18 protein-coding genes and 2 pseudogenes are annotated in these 16218 nt (G+C 71.5%); 11 read left to right on the top strand and 9 right to left on the bottom strand.

Annotation, left to right across the window (positions count from 1 at the left end):
* From AC0ZLC_RS25525 to AC0ZLC_RS25515, 3 genes and pseudogenes are all read left to right on the top strand, one after another.
* Positions 1-195, top strand: a pseudogene (locus AC0ZLC_RS25525) (hypothetical protein); the annotation flags it as partial.
* Between the two features lie 171 nt (positions 196-366).
* The gene (locus tag AC0ZLC_RS25520; protein WP_476754297.1) at positions 367-1593 is read left to right on the top strand and encodes a cytochrome P450; all 1227 of its coding nucleotides are present in this window, start codon (positions 367-369) and stop codon (positions 1591-1593) included.
* Positions 1594-1781: 188 nt separating this feature from the next.
* Positions 1782-2171 carry a VOC family protein gene (locus AC0ZLC_RS25515; protein WP_476754296.1) on the top strand — a complete coding sequence of 130 codons (390 nt, stop codon included), beginning with the start codon at positions 1782-1784 and terminating at the stop codon, positions 2169-2171.
* A gap of 89 nt (positions 2172-2260) precedes the next feature.
* On the opposite strand, the gene AC0ZLC_RS25510 is transcribed toward AC0ZLC_RS25515, so the two are convergent.
* Positions 2261-2557: a hypothetical protein gene (locus AC0ZLC_RS25510; RefSeq protein ID WP_476754295.1), complete on the bottom strand. Its 297-nt coding sequence runs from the start codon at positions 2555-2557 to the stop codon at positions 2261-2263.
* A gap of 240 nt (positions 2558-2797) precedes the next feature.
* Between AC0ZLC_RS25510 and AC0ZLC_RS25505 the strand changes: the two genes are divergently transcribed.
* The 5 genes from AC0ZLC_RS25505 to AC0ZLC_RS25485 all read left to right on the top strand — a co-directional run bounded on the left by AC0ZLC_RS25505 (position 2798) and on the right by AC0ZLC_RS25485 (position 8206).
* On the top strand, positions 2798-3370 hold the full coding sequence (locus AC0ZLC_RS25505; RefSeq protein ID WP_476754294.1) for a dihydrofolate reductase family protein: 573 nt from the start codon (positions 2798-2800) through the stop codon (positions 3368-3370).
* Positions 3371-3641: 271 nt separating this feature from the next.
* Positions 3642-4832: an ROK family transcriptional regulator gene (locus AC0ZLC_RS25500; RefSeq protein WP_476754293.1), complete on the top strand. Its 1191-nt coding sequence runs from the start codon at positions 3642-3644 to the stop codon at positions 4830-4832.
* Positions 4833-5208: 376 nt separating this feature from the next.
* On the top strand, positions 5209-5412 hold the full coding sequence (locus tag AC0ZLC_RS25495; protein ID WP_476754292.1) for a lasso RiPP family leader peptide-containing protein: 204 nt from the start codon (positions 5209-5211) through the stop codon (positions 5410-5412).
* Positions 5413-5429: 17 nt separating this feature from the next.
* The gene (locus tag AC0ZLC_RS25490; protein WP_476754291.1) at positions 5430-7322 is read left to right on the top strand and encodes an albusnodin/ikarugamycin family macrolactam cyclase; all 1893 of its coding nucleotides are present in this window, start codon (positions 5430-5432) and stop codon (positions 7320-7322) included.
* Positions 7319-8206 carry a lasso peptide biosynthesis B2 protein gene (locus tag AC0ZLC_RS25485; RefSeq protein ID WP_476754290.1) on the top strand — a complete coding sequence of 296 codons (888 nt, stop codon included), beginning with the start codon at positions 7319-7321 and terminating at the stop codon, positions 8204-8206. The genes AC0ZLC_RS25490 and AC0ZLC_RS25485 overlap by 4 nt, the downstream gene beginning before the upstream one ends.
* A 243-nt stretch (positions 8207-8449) precedes the next feature.
* Here AC0ZLC_RS25485 and AC0ZLC_RS25480 read toward each other — a convergent pair whose 3' ends face one another.
* The 4 genes from AC0ZLC_RS25480 to AC0ZLC_RS25465 all read right to left on the bottom strand — a co-directional run bounded on the left by AC0ZLC_RS25480 (position 8450) and on the right by AC0ZLC_RS25465 (position 11291).
* The gene (locus tag AC0ZLC_RS25480) at positions 8450-8608 is read right to left on the bottom strand and encodes a hypothetical protein (protein ID WP_476754289.1); all 159 of its coding nucleotides are present in this window, start codon (positions 8606-8608) and stop codon (positions 8450-8452) included.
* A 555-nt stretch (positions 8609-9163) separates the two neighbouring features.
* Complete coding sequence (locus AC0ZLC_RS25475; protein ID WP_476754288.1) at positions 9164-9370, bottom strand: hypothetical protein; 207 nt, start codon at positions 9368-9370, stop codon at positions 9164-9166.
* A 121-nt stretch (positions 9371-9491) separates the two neighbouring features.
* Positions 9492-9764 (bottom strand): GlsB/YeaQ/YmgE family stress response membrane protein, encoded by a 273-nt coding sequence (locus tag AC0ZLC_RS25470; protein WP_476754287.1) that lies wholly within the window; start codon positions 9762-9764, stop codon positions 9492-9494.
* 192 nt (positions 9765-9956) lie between these two features.
* Positions 9957-11291 carry an aminotransferase-like domain-containing protein gene (locus AC0ZLC_RS25465; RefSeq protein ID WP_476754286.1) on the bottom strand — a complete coding sequence of 445 codons (1335 nt, stop codon included), beginning with the start codon at positions 11289-11291 and terminating at the stop codon, positions 9957-9959.
* 103 nt (positions 11292-11394) lie between these two features.
* Here AC0ZLC_RS25465 and AC0ZLC_RS25460 point away from each other — a divergent pair, with 103 nt between their 5' ends.
* Positions 11395-12171: an enoyl-CoA hydratase-related protein gene (locus AC0ZLC_RS25460; RefSeq protein WP_476754285.1), complete on the top strand. Its 777-nt coding sequence runs from the start codon at positions 11395-11397 to the stop codon at positions 12169-12171.
* Between the two features lie 257 nt (positions 12172-12428).
* Here the strand turns inward: AC0ZLC_RS25460 and AC0ZLC_RS25455 are convergent, their stop codons facing one another.
* Positions 12429-13337, bottom strand: a complete 909-nt coding sequence (locus AC0ZLC_RS25455; protein ID WP_476754284.1) for an NAD-dependent protein deacetylase — start codon at positions 13335-13337, stop codon at positions 12429-12431.
* Positions 13338-13732: 395 nt separating this feature from the next.
* On the opposite strand from AC0ZLC_RS25455, the gene AC0ZLC_RS25450 reads away from it, so the two are divergent.
* Positions 13733-14608, top strand: a complete 876-nt coding sequence (locus tag AC0ZLC_RS25450; RefSeq protein ID WP_476754283.1) for an endonuclease/exonuclease/phosphatase family protein — start codon at positions 13733-13735, stop codon at positions 14606-14608.
* Here the strand turns inward: AC0ZLC_RS25450 and AC0ZLC_RS25445 are convergent, their stop codons facing one another.
* Positions 14609-14833, bottom strand: a complete 225-nt coding sequence (locus AC0ZLC_RS25445) for a hypothetical protein (protein WP_476754301.1) — start codon at positions 14831-14833, stop codon at positions 14609-14611. It lies immediately after the preceding gene.
* Positions 14834-14860: 27 nt separating this feature from the next.
* Here AC0ZLC_RS25445 and AC0ZLC_RS25440 point away from each other — a divergent pair, with 27 nt between their 5' ends.
* Positions 14861-15088 carry a hypothetical protein gene (locus AC0ZLC_RS25440; protein ID WP_476754300.1) on the top strand — a complete coding sequence of 76 codons (228 nt, stop codon included), beginning with the start codon at positions 14861-14863 and terminating at the stop codon, positions 15086-15088.
* A gap of 110 nt (positions 15089-15198) precedes the next feature.
* Here AC0ZLC_RS25440 and AC0ZLC_RS25435 read toward each other — a convergent pair.
* Together AC0ZLC_RS25435 and AC0ZLC_RS25430 are read right to left on the bottom strand one after the other, a co-directional pair.
* Positions 15199-15306: pseudogene (locus AC0ZLC_RS25435) on the bottom strand (zf-HC2 domain-containing protein); the annotation flags it as partial.
* Between the two features lie 172 nt (positions 15307-15478).
* The gene (locus AC0ZLC_RS25430; RefSeq protein ID WP_476754282.1) at positions 15479-16126 is read right to left on the bottom strand and encodes a fasciclin domain-containing protein; all 648 of its coding nucleotides are present in this window, start codon (positions 16124-16126) and stop codon (positions 15479-15481) included.
* Positions 16127-16218 lie beyond the last annotated feature (92 nt).

Here is a 16218-nt window from a genome sequence, read left to right as displayed (position 1 = left end):
CTCGCCGACCGCGTCCTGCCCGCCCTGACCGCCGCCGTACAGCTGCTGAAGAAGCAGGCACCCGAAGAAGCCGACAACTTCCGCAGCACCGTCCTGGTCGCCGTCGACGCCTCCACCCAGGCCCACAGGAACCAGCCCTCCCCCGCCCAGACCGCCATGACCCACAAGATCACCCAAGCCCTCGACGCCGCCTGACCACCCCAGCCCAAACGGCCCACACCCCGGCCCACCGGCCGGCGAGCACCTACGCGCAGCCCCGGGCCCGGCGGCCGGGCCGGGCCATCTGTGCGGCGCGGCCGGGGTCGCTGCCGAGGCCGCCGCAGATCCGCCCCGCCGGCGACCGAGGCCCCCACGAGAGGAAAGCCGATGACCCAGACGCCCTCCACCCCCCACAGCCTGCCCATGGAGCGCGACGCGGGCCCCTTCGATCCGCCCCGCGACATCACCCGGCTGCGCGAGGAGCGCCCCGTCAGCCCCATGGTCTTCCCCGACGGCCACAAGGGCTGGCTGGTCACCGGCTACGACGCGGCCCGCCGGCTCCTGGCCGACACCCGCTTCAGCTCCCGCCAGGACATCGGCCCCCTCCACATCCCGTACGAGGTCCCCGGCATGCCCGCCGTCACCGAACCCTCCCCCCAGGTGCCGGGCCTGTTCATCAGCATGGACCCGCCGGACCACACCCGGCTGCGGCGCATGCTCACCGGCGCCTTCACCGTCAAACGCCTGAAGGAACTCGAAGACCGCATCACCGACATCGCCGAACGGCAACTGGAGGAGATGACGCGCCTGACCCCGCCGGTCGACCTGGTCAAGGAGTTCGCGCTGCCGGTGCCCCTGCTGGTGATCTGCGAACTGCTCGGTGTCCCCTACGAGGACCGGCACAGCTTCCAGACCAACACCGCCACGTTCATGGAGAAGGACGTGGACTTCGAGAAGAAGATCGCCGCCTACACCGGCCTGACCACCTACCTCGGCGAACTGGTCACCGGCAAACGCGCCGCCCCCGGCCAGGACATCCTGTCCGACCTGGCCGCCCGTGAGGACCTCACCATCGAGGAACTGACCGGCATCGCCTTCCTGCTGCTGCTCGCGGGCCACGAGACCACCGCCAACATGCTGGGCCTGGGCGCCTTCGCGCTCCTGGAGCACCCCGGGCAGGCGGCCGAACTGCGCGCGAACCCCGACCTGATCCCCGACGCCGTCGAAGAACTCATGCGCTACCTCTCCGTCGCCGACATCTTCTACCGCTACGCCACACAGGACATCGAACTCGGCGGCGAGACGATCGAGCAGGGCTCCACCGTCGTCGTCTCCCTGCTGGCCGCCAACCACGACCCCGCGCACTTCGACAACCCCGACACCCTGGACATCCACCGCAAGGCCCGCGGCCACCTGACCTTCGGCCACGGCATCCACCAGTGCCTCGGCGCGCAACTGGGCCGCCTCGAGATGCGCGCCGGCTTCGCGGGACTGCTGCGCCGCTTCCCGACCCTCGAACTCGCCGTCCCCGCAGGCGAAGTGAAGCTCAGGACCAACATGAACATCTACGGCGTCCACGAACTGCCGGTCACCTGGACCGAAACGGCCCCCTGACCCCGGAACCGCACCGGACGAGGCCGGAACCGGCCGGGGCGCCACCGGACAGCGCCCCGGCCGCCCGCCGGCCAACTGCCGTGCGGGCCGGGGAAGGTGATGGATCGGGTGATCCACCGCCGATAGGCTCCACGTCATGCCGACGGCGATCCGCCGGGCGGACCCGCTGTGTGACGGGAGGTCCTGACATGACCAGCAAGTTCACCGAGCTGGCGATCGACTGCGCCGATCCCCGCGCCCTGGCCCGGTTCTGGTGCTCGGTCCTCGGCTACGAGGTGCAGGACGAAGAGGACGGGCTCGTCACCATCGCCTCCCCGGCGGTGCCGGAAGGCAGGAACCGCCCGGGCCCGGTGCCGCCGACGCTGACGTTCGCGCGCGTGCCCGAGGGCAAGACCGTCAAGAACAGGCTCCACATCGACGTCAACCCCACCGACAGGGAACAGGACGAAGAGGTCCGCCGCCTGCTCGGCCTGGGAGCCCGCCACGCCGACGTCGGCCAGAGCGGCGACGAAAGCTGGGTCACGCTCGCCGACCCGGAGAACAACGAGTTCTGCGTCCTGGCAAGCCGCCACCCCTGACCGGGTGCCGCGCCCTCTCCCGGCCCCGCGCTCGGGCCCAGGAGGCCCGCGCGCGCGAGCTCTCTGCCGATGCCACGGCAGCCGGCCGGTCACGAGCCGTCGATGCGAACCTCCAGGTTGGGCCAGTGCGCGGTCCACCGCGTCAGATCATCGGCGGTCAAGTCCCCCAGCGGACAGAGGGACTTGGCGGGAAGAAAGCGGACGGCCGTCCCGGTGGTCCCGTCGGCCTGGAGAGGATTCAGGCCTGTCACTGGAACACCGTGCTCATAGCGCTGGGTCCACGCCCCGTTGCGACGGCGGTTGGTGTGAATCAGCCACTCGCTGAGCGCGGCGACGCCGGCCCAGTCATGGGTGGTGTTGGTCCAGGAAGCCCGTGATCCCTCCATCCCGCAAGTATCCGGCACCCTGCTCCGCGCAGAGGTCGGTTGACGCACACAGAGACGACGTTCTGGGCGGACCTTGGTGGTGGGCGGGGCCGCCATCAACAGCCCCGGCCGCGACCGATGAGTTTCTCCCCCGGCCACGGTCATGGATCATGGTGGGTACGCGGCAGCCGTGTACGCGGCAGAAGCGCGCCTTCCGGACCTGCCGGGAACCAGCGACGCGAGACATTGAGGAAACTTCACATGCGTACCCTGATCAGCACCGCCTTCATCTCCCTCGACGGCGTCGTGGAGGCGCCGGGCGGCGAGCCCGGTTACCGGAACGCCGGGTGGACCTTCAAGGACATGGAGTTCCTTCCCGAGGCGTTCGAGATCAAGGGCCGGGAGCAGCAGGAAGCCGCGGCGATGATGATGGGCCGGGTCAGCTACGAGGCGTTCAGCCCGGTGTGGCCCGGCATGGAGGACTTCGCCGACTACAAGGTGATGCCGAAGTACGTCGTCTCCACCACCCTCGCCGAGGAGAACCTGGTGACGAACTGGGGCGAGACCACGATCCTGCGCTCGCTCGACGAGGTCGCCGCGCTGAAGGAGACCGAGGGCGGCCCGATCATCGTGCACGGCAGCGCCGCCCTGAACCGGAGCCTCTCCGACGCCGGCCTCATCGACCGCTACCACCTGCTGGTCTTCCCGCTGCTGCTCGGCGCGGGCAAGCGCCTGTTCAGCACCGCGGACAAGGACACCCAGAAGCTGAAGCTCGTCGAACACGAGGCGTACGCCAACGGCCTCCAGAAGAACGTCTTTGACGTCGTTCGCTGACGCGACCGCTCCCGGCGAGCCCACCCCGGTCAACAGTGATCGATGGATGAGCACGCAACGCAAAAATGCCCAACTTATCGACTCCATCTCGACAATTTCAGCCAAGTTCTGGCCGCCGGGCAGATCGAATTCGCCTGTCCGGGCGCCCCGGCAGCCCCACTGATCCCCCCATTATTCGAAGCCGAAGCCGGTTCGAATTGAAGGTCCGACTGGTATTATTTCCGTTTCGATCATAAAAAAATCGAGTGCGGATACCAGGGCTGGGGGACCAATGGCGGACGCGCGTGATCTTTTAGGCCGGCTTCCGGCGGCCGGACCCACCCGGGCGGCCAACCGCAGGAAAGTACTGCTCGCCGTGGCGATCAAGTCCGGCACCCAGGCCGACATCGCGCACCGCACCCTGCTCTCGCAGGCCACGGTGTCGGCCTCGGTCCGCGAACTCGTGACGGCCGGACTCGTGCCCGGCCTCAAGGAACGCGGCAAGGTCTGCCTGTCGCCCGTGAACGACGTCGGCGTGGGAGTGCACCTCGGGTTCAACCACACGACCGTGGTCGCCCGCAGACTCGACAAGGAATTCGACCAGGTGACCTCGCGGGTCAGCTCGGAAGGCGTCAGCCGGGGCTGGCACCGGGCTCTCCCCGAGGTCAGGCAGATGATCGACGAAGCGATCGAGGGAACGGGACGACAGCGGTCCGACGTGTTCTCCCTCGGCATCGCCGTCCCCCGGATGATCCACCCGCGCACCGGCGACTTCACCCCGCCGATCCTGCCTCCCTGGCGAACGGGCGACGACCCGGCGAAGGACCTGGGCTCGTGGCTGGGCGTGCGCGGCTTCATCGACAACGACGCCAACCTCGGAGCCCTGGCGGAACAGACGTACGGCACACGCGAGAACGCCGAAACAGTGGTCTACGTGAAGGCGTCGACGGGTGTCGGCGCCGGGATCATCGTGCACAACAACGTGCTGCGCGGCCACGGCGGCATGGCCGGGGAGCTGGGGCACCTCACCGTGGACCCGGACGGCGCGGTCTGCCAGTGCGGCGGACGCGGCTGCCTGGAGACGGTGATCGGCGCCGATGCGCTGATCGCGCAGGTCCGCGCCGCGCGCGCCCGCAACAGCGCGCCCGCACCGGAGACACTGGAGCAGGTCATCGGTTCCGCCAACGGGCAGGACGCGGTCTGCATGCGGGTGATCCACGACGCCGGGAGACGCCTTGGCCACTCCCTGGCCCAGCTGTGCAACCTGCTCAACCCCGACCTCGTCGTCATCGGCGGTCAGCTCGCCCAGTGCCCGCTCCTGCTGGAGGGCTGCAACGAGTCACTGCGGCGTTTCGCGCTGCCCGGTGCCGTCGCCGAAAGCTCCGACTTCACCCTCGCCCTCAGCGAACTGGACACCCAGGCCGAAGCGCAGGGTGCCCTCGTCCTGGGACTCCGGGGCAAGGAGGACGCGGGCAGTGCCTGAGAGGCCCGCGAAGGGACGGCCTTTGGGGACGCTCGACAGTCCGGCTCCCTCCACGCACCGTCACTGCTTCGATATGACGGCAATGGTCTCCGATTCACCGCCGCGCCTCTTCGAATGAGTGAGTGGCATGCGTCGAATGAGTCCGCGCAGGGCTCGCGGACCCGACAGCAGGAACGGGAAGTCCTCCGTCCGCCGGGCGCGAAAGATACGAACTGCCAGGTCGGCGCACTGGAGCCGGCGGACCGGTTCGGCACCGGGCGCGGCGGGGAAATGGCTACACTTTGGGGCCCGGCGCTGCCCGAATCGCGGGCGCACGCGTCTTTTCGTTCCGACCCTTTTTCCGGGGCAGTCGATGCCCCAGACCCGAGGCGGCCCCATGACCTACGAGCCTATTGCCGTATCCCCGCACGAGGATTCCGGATACCAGCGACAAGCGGCAAGGCCCGGCGCGGAGCCGTCCCCGGATGAACCGGCGGCCTACGAGCCGCCGATGCTGGTCGACCTCGGCCACGTCCGCGAAGTGACCCTGGGCAGTTCCCCCAGTGGCAGTGCCGACGCCAACGCCCAGTACTACTACTGATACCGCGGACAGCTGTCATGCCCCGTCCTGCGGCACCCGCCGCATCCCCGGACCTCCACTGCCCACCTTCCGCCCTCCCTCCTCCCCACGGCCCCACCCTCGCCGGACTCCTCTCACCGACACCGCCCCCGCCACCGGGCTGGGCCACCGGAGTGTGGCCCGGCGAACGCCGCCTGTGGTCCTGGGGCCCCTGGCACCCCGGCGAGGTGCGCACCGCCCAGTGCGCGCACGCACGACTGGTCGCGGTCGGCCAGTGCCTCGCGGACGAGCCGACGATCGTTCAGGACCTGCGCGGCGCGGCGCGGGACGGCCGCTGGGAGAGGCTGACCCGGTGGCCGGGCGCCTACCTGCTCATAGTGATCCAGGACGACGGCCACCTCAGCGCGTACGCCGACCCGGCGGGCCAGTTTCCCCTCTACTACGCGCAGCACGGCCACAGCACAGCCCTGTCCACCCGGGCAAGGACCGCGGCGATGCTGTCGGGAACAGCCGCCCACGCCGATACGGCGGCACTCACCGCGCAGATCTTCTGCCCCGCCGTACCCGAACTCACCGAAGGACGAACGGCGTTCGCCGGTGTCCGCCGCCTCGGCGGCGGCCAGGCCCTGAGGATCGGACCCTGCGGCACTCTCACCCACTGGACGTACGAGGACCTCGGCCCCCACCCCGCCGCGGGGTTCGAGGAGAGCGCGGCCCGCCTGCGGTCATCGCTGACCCGCGCGGTGACACTGCGCACCGGCAGTGCCCCGCGGATCACCTCGGACCTCAGTGGCGGACTGGACTCCACCTCGCTGGCCTTCCTTGCCGCCCGCACGACCGGCCGGCCCCTGGACGCCTTCGTCTACCATCACCCCGACGCGCCGGCGGGCGACCTCGAACACGCCCTGGCCTACGTCGAGCAGACCCCCGCGATCCGGCTGGCCGTCACCCGGGGCACCGAGGCCGCACTGCCCTACAGCGGCATGCACACGCAGTGCCCCACGGACCAGCCCGACCCGGCGGCGGTGATCGGCGCCCGCCTGCGGCTGCGACTCGAGCACATCGCGCGCGGTGGCCCCGGCATCCACCTGACCGGAGAGGGCGGCGACGCCCTGCTGGCGGCACCGCCCTCCTACCTCGCCGACGTCGCAGCCACCGCCGGAGCGCGCCGGCTCGTCCACGACGCGCGTGCGCTGGCCCGGATGCGCCAGCTCTCCCCGGCGAGCCTGGTCGTGCGGGCCCTGCGCCTGACGCGCACACCCGTGCACAAGGCACTGAGTGAACTGGCCATGCTGCTGGAACACCCCCCGCACCACCCGCCGCAGTGGGCGGACGCGGTCGCCTGGTGGCCCGCCCCGGGACCCGAGACGGCCTGGCTGACCACCGGCGCCCGCCGCGACCTGGCCGAACGGGCACAGGAGTGCGCCCACGCGGCCGGCCGCGCGCCCGCACCCGCGACACCAGGCACCCGGGCCATCCTGTGCGAGCTGCGCAACTCCGCAGCCGTACAGGCCCAGTTGACCGCTACAGCCCGCGCGTTCGGGATCTGGCCGCATGCCCCCTTCCTGGACAGCGACGTCGTCCGGGCCTGCACCCGCCTCCCGCTGCCGCGCCGCACCGACCCGTACACCGCCAAGCCGCTGCTGGCAGCCGCGCTGACCGGACTGGTCCCTCAGCCTGTGCTGCGGCGCAGGACCAAGGGCGACTACGCGGCCGAGAACTACCGGGGCGCCCGCCGCTCTGCGGCCGACATCAGAGCACGGCTCGCCCGGTCGCCGTTGGCCGACCTCGGCATCATCGAACCGTCGCGGGTGATCGCCTCACTGGACCGCGCGGTCGCGGGACTCCCGGTACCGTTCCCGGCGCTCAACCGTCTCCTCGCAGCGGACATGTGGCTGACGGCCCGCGACAGCGCGGAGGAGCGGCGATGACGCAGCTGCGCGCCTCCGAGCACGTCCGCGAGAGCACCTCGCCCCATGGCGGCAGCGTCCTGCTGGACGTGCGCTCCGGCCACTGCTTCGCGATGAACCCGATCGCCCGGACGCTGTGGCGGGAATGGAGCCGCAGCGGGAACTTCGACTCCGCGGTCCTCCTCCTGACCCGCCGCTACCCCAACCTGCACCACGACCGGCTCCGCGGTGACGCCCGCCGGCTCGCCGACGACCTGATCAGCCGCGGCCTCCTGGCTGCCGGAGCCCCGGCGACGACAACCCCCGCGGCGGGGATCCGTGCACAGGCGAACCCGGCGAACCCGGTTCCCGCAGCGCCCCCGGCTCCCGCCCTACCCGCGGCTCCCGCGCCGGCGCGGCCCCCAGCACCCGATCACGGGACGGCCGCCGTCCCGGGCCCGCCCAAGGCCGAAGCCCCGCTGCCGGCAGCGCAGATGACCATGGCCGCCTCCCCGGTGCGGGCGGACGACGCCCGCACCGTCCGCGGCGTGGTGGCGGTGACCCTCGGCCTGCTCGGCCTCCTCGGGGCTCTCCTGCTGATCCGGCTGCCGTTGCGCGCCGTCCTGCGCACGGTGACCTGGACCGCACGCGCCTGGTGCCGGCGAGAGGCGACGCCGATCCAGGCGGCCGCCTCGCTCGCCGCGGTCCGGCGCGCCGCCCAGCTGTATCCCGGGCGGGCCGCGTGCCTGGAACTCTCGCTCGCCACCCTCGCGGTCCTGGCGCTCACCGGCCGGCGCGCGGTGTGGTGCCTCGGCACGGCGGACGATCCCTACCGCTTCCACGCCTGGGTGGAGGCGCAGGGAGTCCCCGTCACGTCGCCCGACGAGTACGGCAACGCCGAATTCCGTCGCGTCCTTTCCGTGTGATCACGCATTGCGCGACCGGAACCGGTAACGGGCCGCCGCTGGTGGCCCCTTCCCGCCGCACGCTGTTCAATTCGCACACGCCTGACGCTCCGGAGCGCTCACTACCGGATAGTTCCAAGAGCGCCGCGGAGAATTCGAGCGGATTCCCCTTCAGTGACCGGGCCCTGTGCGCTAACCTGACAAAGCGAAAGGGGCGGTCACCGGTCACCCGGCAACCGCCCCCCGGAGGGATCGGACCATCCCTCAGACGCGCGGCAACAGCGCGTCGAGCAGCGTCGTGTCACCGTGCCCATGAGTCATCACACTCAGGAACACGAGGACGATGACGATGATGACCACCCGCACGTGCTGCCAGTGCACGGAGACCGAACAGCGGGTGGTCATCGTCACCTTCATGCCCATCTGACTTCACCTCACTTTCCCACGCGCCGACGCCTTTCCCAGGGATACGGGAATGCGGCATCGACTCCGTGCAAAGACCAGTGTTGCCGCCGATCCACCGGAAGGCAATGGGCCTTTGACGGACTCTCATGTGCACCAGGATCCCCATTTTCTGGACCCGCTCCTGTGTGTACTTCGATTTGCTGGAATGCGGTGGGAAGTGGATGCCGGCGGCCCGTTAAACGAAAATTGAGACCGCTCTCCGTCCGCCGCTTCACCCGCGCCGGGGGCAGCGCGGGCAGCCCCCCTCGCCCGGGCGGCCCGGCGGACCGCTCTTCGCCCTCGGCTCGTGCCCGGCAGCATCATGCCGCCCGAATTCGAAGGCGGATCGAGGATGAGCGCCGGCCGCGCGCATCGAATAACGCGGCGTACGAGACGCGGTGCGGCCGCTCCCGCACGCGAACGGGCACCGCACATCCCTGCCGTGTGACGCAAGTCACCTTGCAGGGTGGGTGTTTGGGTGCTGGGAAGCCGGCGCTGACGGTGGGGGAGATGCTGCGCGGAAACGGTCACGGCTCAGGAATCGGGCGGATCGCGGTCGCCGCGGTGCTGCTCGCCGACGACCCGGACGAAGACGTCGCAGGCCACCGGCCCTGATACCGGCGCGAGGCGACGCCGGGCGCCGAACAGCCGCCCCTCCACCGCGAGCGGCAGGACGGCGCTGGAGTGGTGCCGCGTGAAGTCGTGGCACACAACAGCCCGGACCTTCACCGGGATCGCCACCGGCTCCGACCGCCGGTACGGGCCGCCGGTACGGAACGCACACGCGGACGGCTCCCGCCCTGCGAGCAGGGGAGGGAGCCGTCCGCGTGTGTCGGGGTGTTGCCGCCTGGCGCGTTACGCGTTACGCGTGACGGTGCCGGTTACGGGTGACGAGACGGTAGATGAAGAGCAGGATGACGGAGCCGATGATCGCGGCGATCCAGGTGGAGAGTTCGAAGAACCCGTCGACGGAGTCGACACCGAAGACGACCTTGCCGAGCCAGCCGCCGAGCAGGCCGCCGGCGATGCCGATGAGCATCGTGATGATGATGCCGCCCGGGTCCTTGCCCGGCATCAGGGCCTTGGCGATGGCGCCGGCGAGCAGGCCGATGATGATCCACGCGATGATGCCCATGCTGTTTCTCCGTCTGATCGTGTAAAGACTGTGTCAGCACACCGTCTGCACCGTCCGCGCCCGAACAAACGTCTCCATCGTGTTGCGGTCCTGCCGGCCGCCGATCCGGAAGGGCGGCGAGGCGGCCTCCGCACCCCGGACGGGCCCGGCACTGGCGGACAAGCCGGGCCGAGCAGGGCGGTTGACAGCCCGTCACGGCGGGATCGCGTCGAGCACGTCCCGCAGGCGCCGCAGCACGGTCCCCAGCTCACCCCTGGGCGGCGTGGCGAGCGCCAGTCGCAGTGCCCGCGGACGGTGGGCGCCGGTGGCGAAGGCGTCCGCGGTGGACACGAGGATGCCCGCCCGGGCGAGCAGCGCCGCGACGTGGTCCGGGCGCTGGTGCGCCTCCAGAGCGAGCCAGACCAGGTAGGAGACGGGATGCGCCGTCAGTGGCATCCCGGCGAGCGCGGCGCGGGCGATGCCCTGCCGGGCGGCCGCGTCACCCCGGCGGTCCTCTTCCCAGCGGGCGACGCTGCCGTCGGCCAGCCAGCCGGTGGCGAGCGCGGTCATGAGTCCCGGAGCGCCCCAGGCCGCCACGCGCAGGCTCCTGGTGACGGCCGCCACGTGGGGGCCGGGCAGGACGGCGAAGCCGAACCGCAGACCGGCAGCCACGTTCTTGGACAGTCCGGCGACGTAGCAGGTGCGTTCGGGGGCGAGGGCCTGAAGAGGAGGAGGCGCTGACGCTTCCAGGAAGGCGTAGGTGCCGTCCTCCAGGATCACGCAGTCGTGTGCACGGGCCAGGGTGACAAGACGCTCCCGCTGCTCCTCGTCCAGGACCCAGCCGAGCGGGTTGTGCAGGGTCGGCATCGCATAGATCACGCGGACGGGCCGCGTGCGGCACAGGCCATCGAGCGCGGCGAGGTCGGGCCCCGACGCCGTGACCGGGACCGGCACCATGTCGAGCCCGTGGGCGGCGGCGAGCAGCTTGATGCCGGGGTAGCTGAGCGCGTCGACCGCGATGACGTCACCGGGCACGGTCAAGGAGCGCAGCACGCAATCGAGGCCCTGCTGGGCGCCGTTGGTGAGCAGGACGTTCGCCGGCGCCGTGTCGATCCCCCGGCCCAGCAGGTACGTGGCCACGACAGCCCGCTCGTGCAGCCGCCCGCCCGGCGGGTCCTGGCGGAGCAGCGCCCCGGCCTCCCCCGAGACGGAGAGCTCCCGCAGCGCCTGCCGCAGCCGGGCGGCCTGGCCCTCGTCCTGCGGCTGGTTGAACGACAGGTCCGCGACCCGCGGCACCGGCAGGACACGCGAGGGTTCGAGGCCGTCGTAGGCGGGCCGCACCCGCACGAACGTCCCGCGGCCCGGTTCCCCCACCACCAGGCCCATGGCGGCGAGTTCGGCGTAGACCCGGGTGGCCGTGGCCAGGGCGATCCGCCGTTCGCGGGCGAGCGTGCGGTGCGTCGGCAGGCGGGCGCCCGCCTGCAGCGCGCCGGACCTGATGTGCGCGGCGAACTCGTCGACGATCGCCTTGTAGGACGCCGGCCGCACCGGACACCGTACCCGTCTGTATCCAGGACAATGAGTGGACCGTCACAGATTACGGCTCCTAGCGTCGGTCGCGTCCCAGCCCAGACGGAACGGAGCGGACGCCATGACCATCCACATCGACCGGGACGAGCACGTCGTCACGGTCACCATCGACAGGCAACACAAGCTCAACGCCCTCGACTACCCGACGATCGACGCGTTGCTGGCGTGCCTGGACCGCGTCGACGCCGACGACCGCGTCCGGGCGGTCGTCCTGGCCGGCGCGGGGGACAGGGCCTTCAGCGCCGGCGCGGACATCGCGTCCCTGGCGGGGAGCATCGCCGGCGGGCCCGAGCGCGCCCTCCGCGAGATCGTCCGGCGGGGCCAGGCGCTGACCCGGCGGATCGAGGAATTCCCCAAACCGGTGATCGTCGCCGTCAACGGCCTCGCCTACGGCGCTGGTTGCGAGATCACGGAGGCGGCTCCGCTGGCGATCGCCGCCCAGCACGCCACCTTCGCCAAACCGGAGATCTCCCTCGGCTTCCCGCCTCCCTTCGGCGGCTCCCAGCGGCTGCCGCGGCACGTGGGCCGCAAACGCGCCCTCGAGATGATCCTGACCGGCGACCCGCTCCCGGCCGCCAGGGCCGCGGAGATCGGCCTCGTCAACGCCGTCGTGCCGGGCGGGGAACTCCTCTGCACCGCAAGGGATGTGGCCGAGCGGATCGTCCGGCACGCGCCGACGGCCGTGGCGGCCTGCCTGCGCGCGGTCACCCGCGGCGTCAACCTGCCCATCGACGAGGGACTCGCCGTCGAGGCGGCCTGCTTCGCCGCCACCGTGCCCACCGACGGCGTGCGCGACGGCCTGCGGCGATTCCTCGACCGCCGGGCCGGAATCCGCTGAACGACGCGCCCGCCCGGTTCCGCTGAACGACACCCGTCCCGTTCCGCCGCCCGGTTCCGCCGGACCACTCCGTACGCCGTCGACGGCACCGGGGGACGTCGACGCCCGCCTGCGCACCCATGGCGCCGAACCCGTCGGCGAACCGGCGCAGTACGGAAAAAGGTGTCGTCTCCGCCGCGTCCGCGGCCCCGAGGGCATCGTCGTCGGCCTGGCCGGGCAGCTCGGCTGAAGCGCGGGCGGGGGACCGCGCCCGGCCGTCACCTCGCCCCGGCCGCCGCCCCGCCGTCTGCGGGGATGCCCAGCCGGTCGGCCAGGGCGGCAAGGGCCGCGCCCAGCGGGAGCGCGATGCGGGTGACGGCGTGCGGGTCGCCCCGGGTCGGGTCCCGGTTGATGATCAGTACCGGCTTTCCGTCCCCGGCCGCCTGGCGGACGAACCGCAGCCCGGACATCACCGTCAGCGAGGAGCCGAGGACCAGCAGCGAGGCCGCCTCACGCACCAGCGTGCGGCAGTGCTCGACCCGCTGCGGCGGAACGGCCTCGCCGAAGAACACCACGTCCGGTTTGAGGATGCCGCCGCAGACCGTGCAGGGCACCACGCGGAAGTCCCCGACCTGCTCGTCGGTGAGGTCGGCGTCCCCGTCCGGGTTGATTCCGGCGGCAACCGGCGCGAAGCCCGCGTTGGCCTCCTCCAGGCGCCGGGCCAGTGCGCGGCGCGGGCTCAGGGCGCCGCAGGACAGGCAGACGACCCGCTCCAGGCTTCCGTGGAGTTCCACGACGCTCTCACTGCCCGCGGCCTGGTGCAGGCCGTCGACGTTCTGGGTGATCACACCGGTGAGCAGGCCGTGCCGCGCGAACGCGGCCACGGCCCGGTGCCCGGCGTTGGGGCGGGCGCGGCCGAAGGTGCGCCAGCCGAGGTGGCTGCGCGCCCAGTACCGGCGCCGGGCCGCGGCACCGGCCGTGAAGTCCTGATAGGTCATCGGGGTGTGCCGGCTCAGGCTCCCGCCCTCGCCCCGGTAGTCGGGGATGCCCGACTCCGTGGACAGGCCCGCCCCGCTGAGCACCAGCACACCGCCGGCGCCCAGCGCCCGGGCGACCGGTTCCAGATCCGTGGTGCCCGGCGGCAGGTCCCCGGTGGGGGTCCAGCTCAGAGTGGGACGCATCCGCATGCCGCAAGGGTACGGAACACCCCCCTCAAGCAGAGGTGAGCCCGGCCCCGGACCCCTGATACGGCCCGGCCCGCGCCGACAGCCGGCGGTGGTGGAGACGCCGTACCAGTGGTCCTGGGCGTACCGCCGGAGAAAGCCGTGCCATGGTGCCGGCGCCCAGGGTGCGCTCCAGGTCGGCCAGGGCGCAGGAGCCGTAGAAGCGGGCGTGGCGTACTGGGCGAAGCTTTGCGTCCAGCCACGGTGGGCCGTACTCGTCGTTGCTCACGCGCACGCCCCCGGGCGTGGTCTGCGTCGCCGTGCGGAAGGGCCCAGCAGGCGTCGTCGGGCCGTGCCGCTGACGACGCCGTCCCCTACCCTGGTGCGTCAAGACGCCAGTCCACTGCGGGGAGGCGAGGGTGCTCGGTAGGCGCACGCGGTTGCTCGCGGGCGCCCTGGCCGTGGCCTGCACGGTGCTCCTGGGCCCCAGCACCCCGAGCGGGGTCCCCTTCGCCGGACCACTGCCCCTGGACGCCGCCGCGGACGTCGTACCGAACCGGGTCATGACGTGGAACATCTGCAACCCCTGCGGGGCGGACAACGCCGACCGGGCGGCGGAGATCGCCACGTACGCGCCCCAGGTCATCGGCCTGCAGGAAGCGTGCGTGCGTGACGTCGAGAGGATCCGGGACCATCTGGAGAGCCGGTACGGGCTGGTCTACCACGTCGAGTACGGGACGGTGCTCCGCAACTGGGGACGCTGCGGGGGAGCGTTGTGGAGCCCGGGAGCCTTCGGCCAGGCGGTTCTGTCGGCGGCCCCGATGACCGGCGCCGTCAGTGTCGAATACCCCGACGGCGGCTCCGAGGACCGCGGGTACATGGCCGTCACCACCACCGTGGGCGGCCGGCCCGTCCGGGTCTTCAACACCCACCTCGCCGAGCGACGCCAGGAGACGGTGCGGGCAGCCCAGACCGCCGTACTCGCCGCAGCCGTAGCCCGGTACGACCGCGCGATCGTCCTCGGCGACTTCAACGCCGTGCCGAACGCCCCCGAACTGGCCGGGATGTGGGCACTGGCCGCGGACACGGACCCCCAGTGCCGTCCCTCGTCCGCCGGTGCCTGCCGGCCGACGACCGACTGGCAGAGCACGTTCGACTACGTCTTCCTGCGCGGCCTCGAGCCGCTCGGGCACCGCGTGCATCCCACCCCGTACTCCGACCACCACCTGCTCCACGCGGACCTGCGAAGCGTCCCCGCCCCCGGCCCGGGAGCCGGGGGCGGGGACGCCCCGTGATCACACCGCTGCGGTGTGCCCGGTGATCGGGCAGGTGCCGGCCGCCGCCGCGCCGAGGGCGGCGGTCCTGGCTGAGGGTGCCGTTCCGCCGATCTGCTGGAGGATCTCGTCCGACAGCAGGTCCTCCCTGCCCTTGAGGGCGTCGGCGACCTTGAGGTCGGTGTTGAAGACCATCTCGGCGGCGACGTTGTCCTGGACGATGCGCGCCAGGTTGTCCAGGGCCACGGCGACCGGGTCCGAGGGCTCTCCACGGTGGGCAGGTCGATCAGGTGGGTCGCCGCCTTCGCCTGGTTCATGGTGCGGCGGATGATGATGGACGCCTGGTTCAGTTCGGACGTCGTCCAGATCGACAGCACCGTGACGTACAGGTCGCTCCACGCCTGCTCACCGATCAGCGTGCGCCACCGCTTCATCAGCCCCTCGATGCCGGTGATCTGGGCGGTGGCGGCGAAGGTCATGTTGACGCGGACGGACGGATAGACCGTCGCCGCGAAGCGGTTGAACGCCACCATGCCGACCGCGAACGCGGCCCGGTCGAGGCTCTTGGACAGGAGCGCCGGGGTCTCGGTCAGCTCCAGCGCTTCCCGGGTACAGGCCTCACAGCTCGCGAGGTGGCTTTCGAAGGCAGTGGCCTCCTCGCCGGTCAGCGCGTGGAGTGCGTAGGCGCCGGTCAGGGTGTGCAGGTCGGCGGTCTTCATGTGCTCACTCCCAGGCAGTCCCGGAGCCTGCTCGGGCCGCCGAGGCCTCGGCCGGGCGCACCCGGTCCACGGCCCGCCGGCGGGCGAGGGGTGAGGATCCAGTTGATGGCCGTACCGCGGTCCGGCCGGTCCGGCCAGGCCCGCTGAGGGCGTGGCCGGACCGATGCGCCGGTCAGCTCTTGGGCATCAGGACGGTGTCGATGATGTACACGTTGGCGTTGGCGGTCTTGACGTTGCCGCAGACGACCTTGGCGGAGTCGTTGACGGTGTAGGACTCGCCGGAGCCCGAGACGGTCAGCTTCGACTTCTCCAGCGTCGGGTAGGAGCCGCTCTCCAGGTCCTTGGGGGTGAGCTTCTGGCCCACGACGTGGTAGGTGAGGATCTTCGTCAGCTGCGCCTTGTCGTTGAGGACCTTGTCCAGGGTGGCCTTGGGGATCTTCGCGAAGGCGTCGTTGGTCGGCGCGAACACGGTGATGTTCTCGGCGTTGTTGAGGGTGTCGACCAGACCGGCCTTCTTGACGGCGGTCACGAGTGTGGACAGGGCCGGGTTGTTGGAGGCGGCGGTGGCCACCGGGTCCTTGGCCATGCCGTCGAAGGAGCCGGCGCCGTCCTTGGGGACGGTGGAGCAGGCCGGGCCGAACGGCTCGTCCATGGCGGCCGTGTCGGCGGAGCTGTCGGTGGCCTTGTCACTCGCGGCGGAAGAGGACTTGCCGGAGCTGGAGGAGGTGTCCTTGCCGTCGTCCGAACAGGCGGTCAGGGCGAGGGGCAGGACGGCGGCGGCGGCGACGGCTACGGCGGCACGGCGGATACGGGTGTTCATGAGAGGTCTCCTGCTGGGATGCGAACTGGGATCTTGAGATGTGATGCAGAGGTGGTGATCGGGGGGCAGAGGGGGCGGGCGCGGTCAGCCCA

It is taken from the genome of Streptomyces sp. GLSS-08 (genome assembly GCF_056387915.1).
The sequence above is the reverse complement of the archived record's forward strand: the minus strand, read 5'-3'. Positions and strand labels throughout refer to the sequence as shown.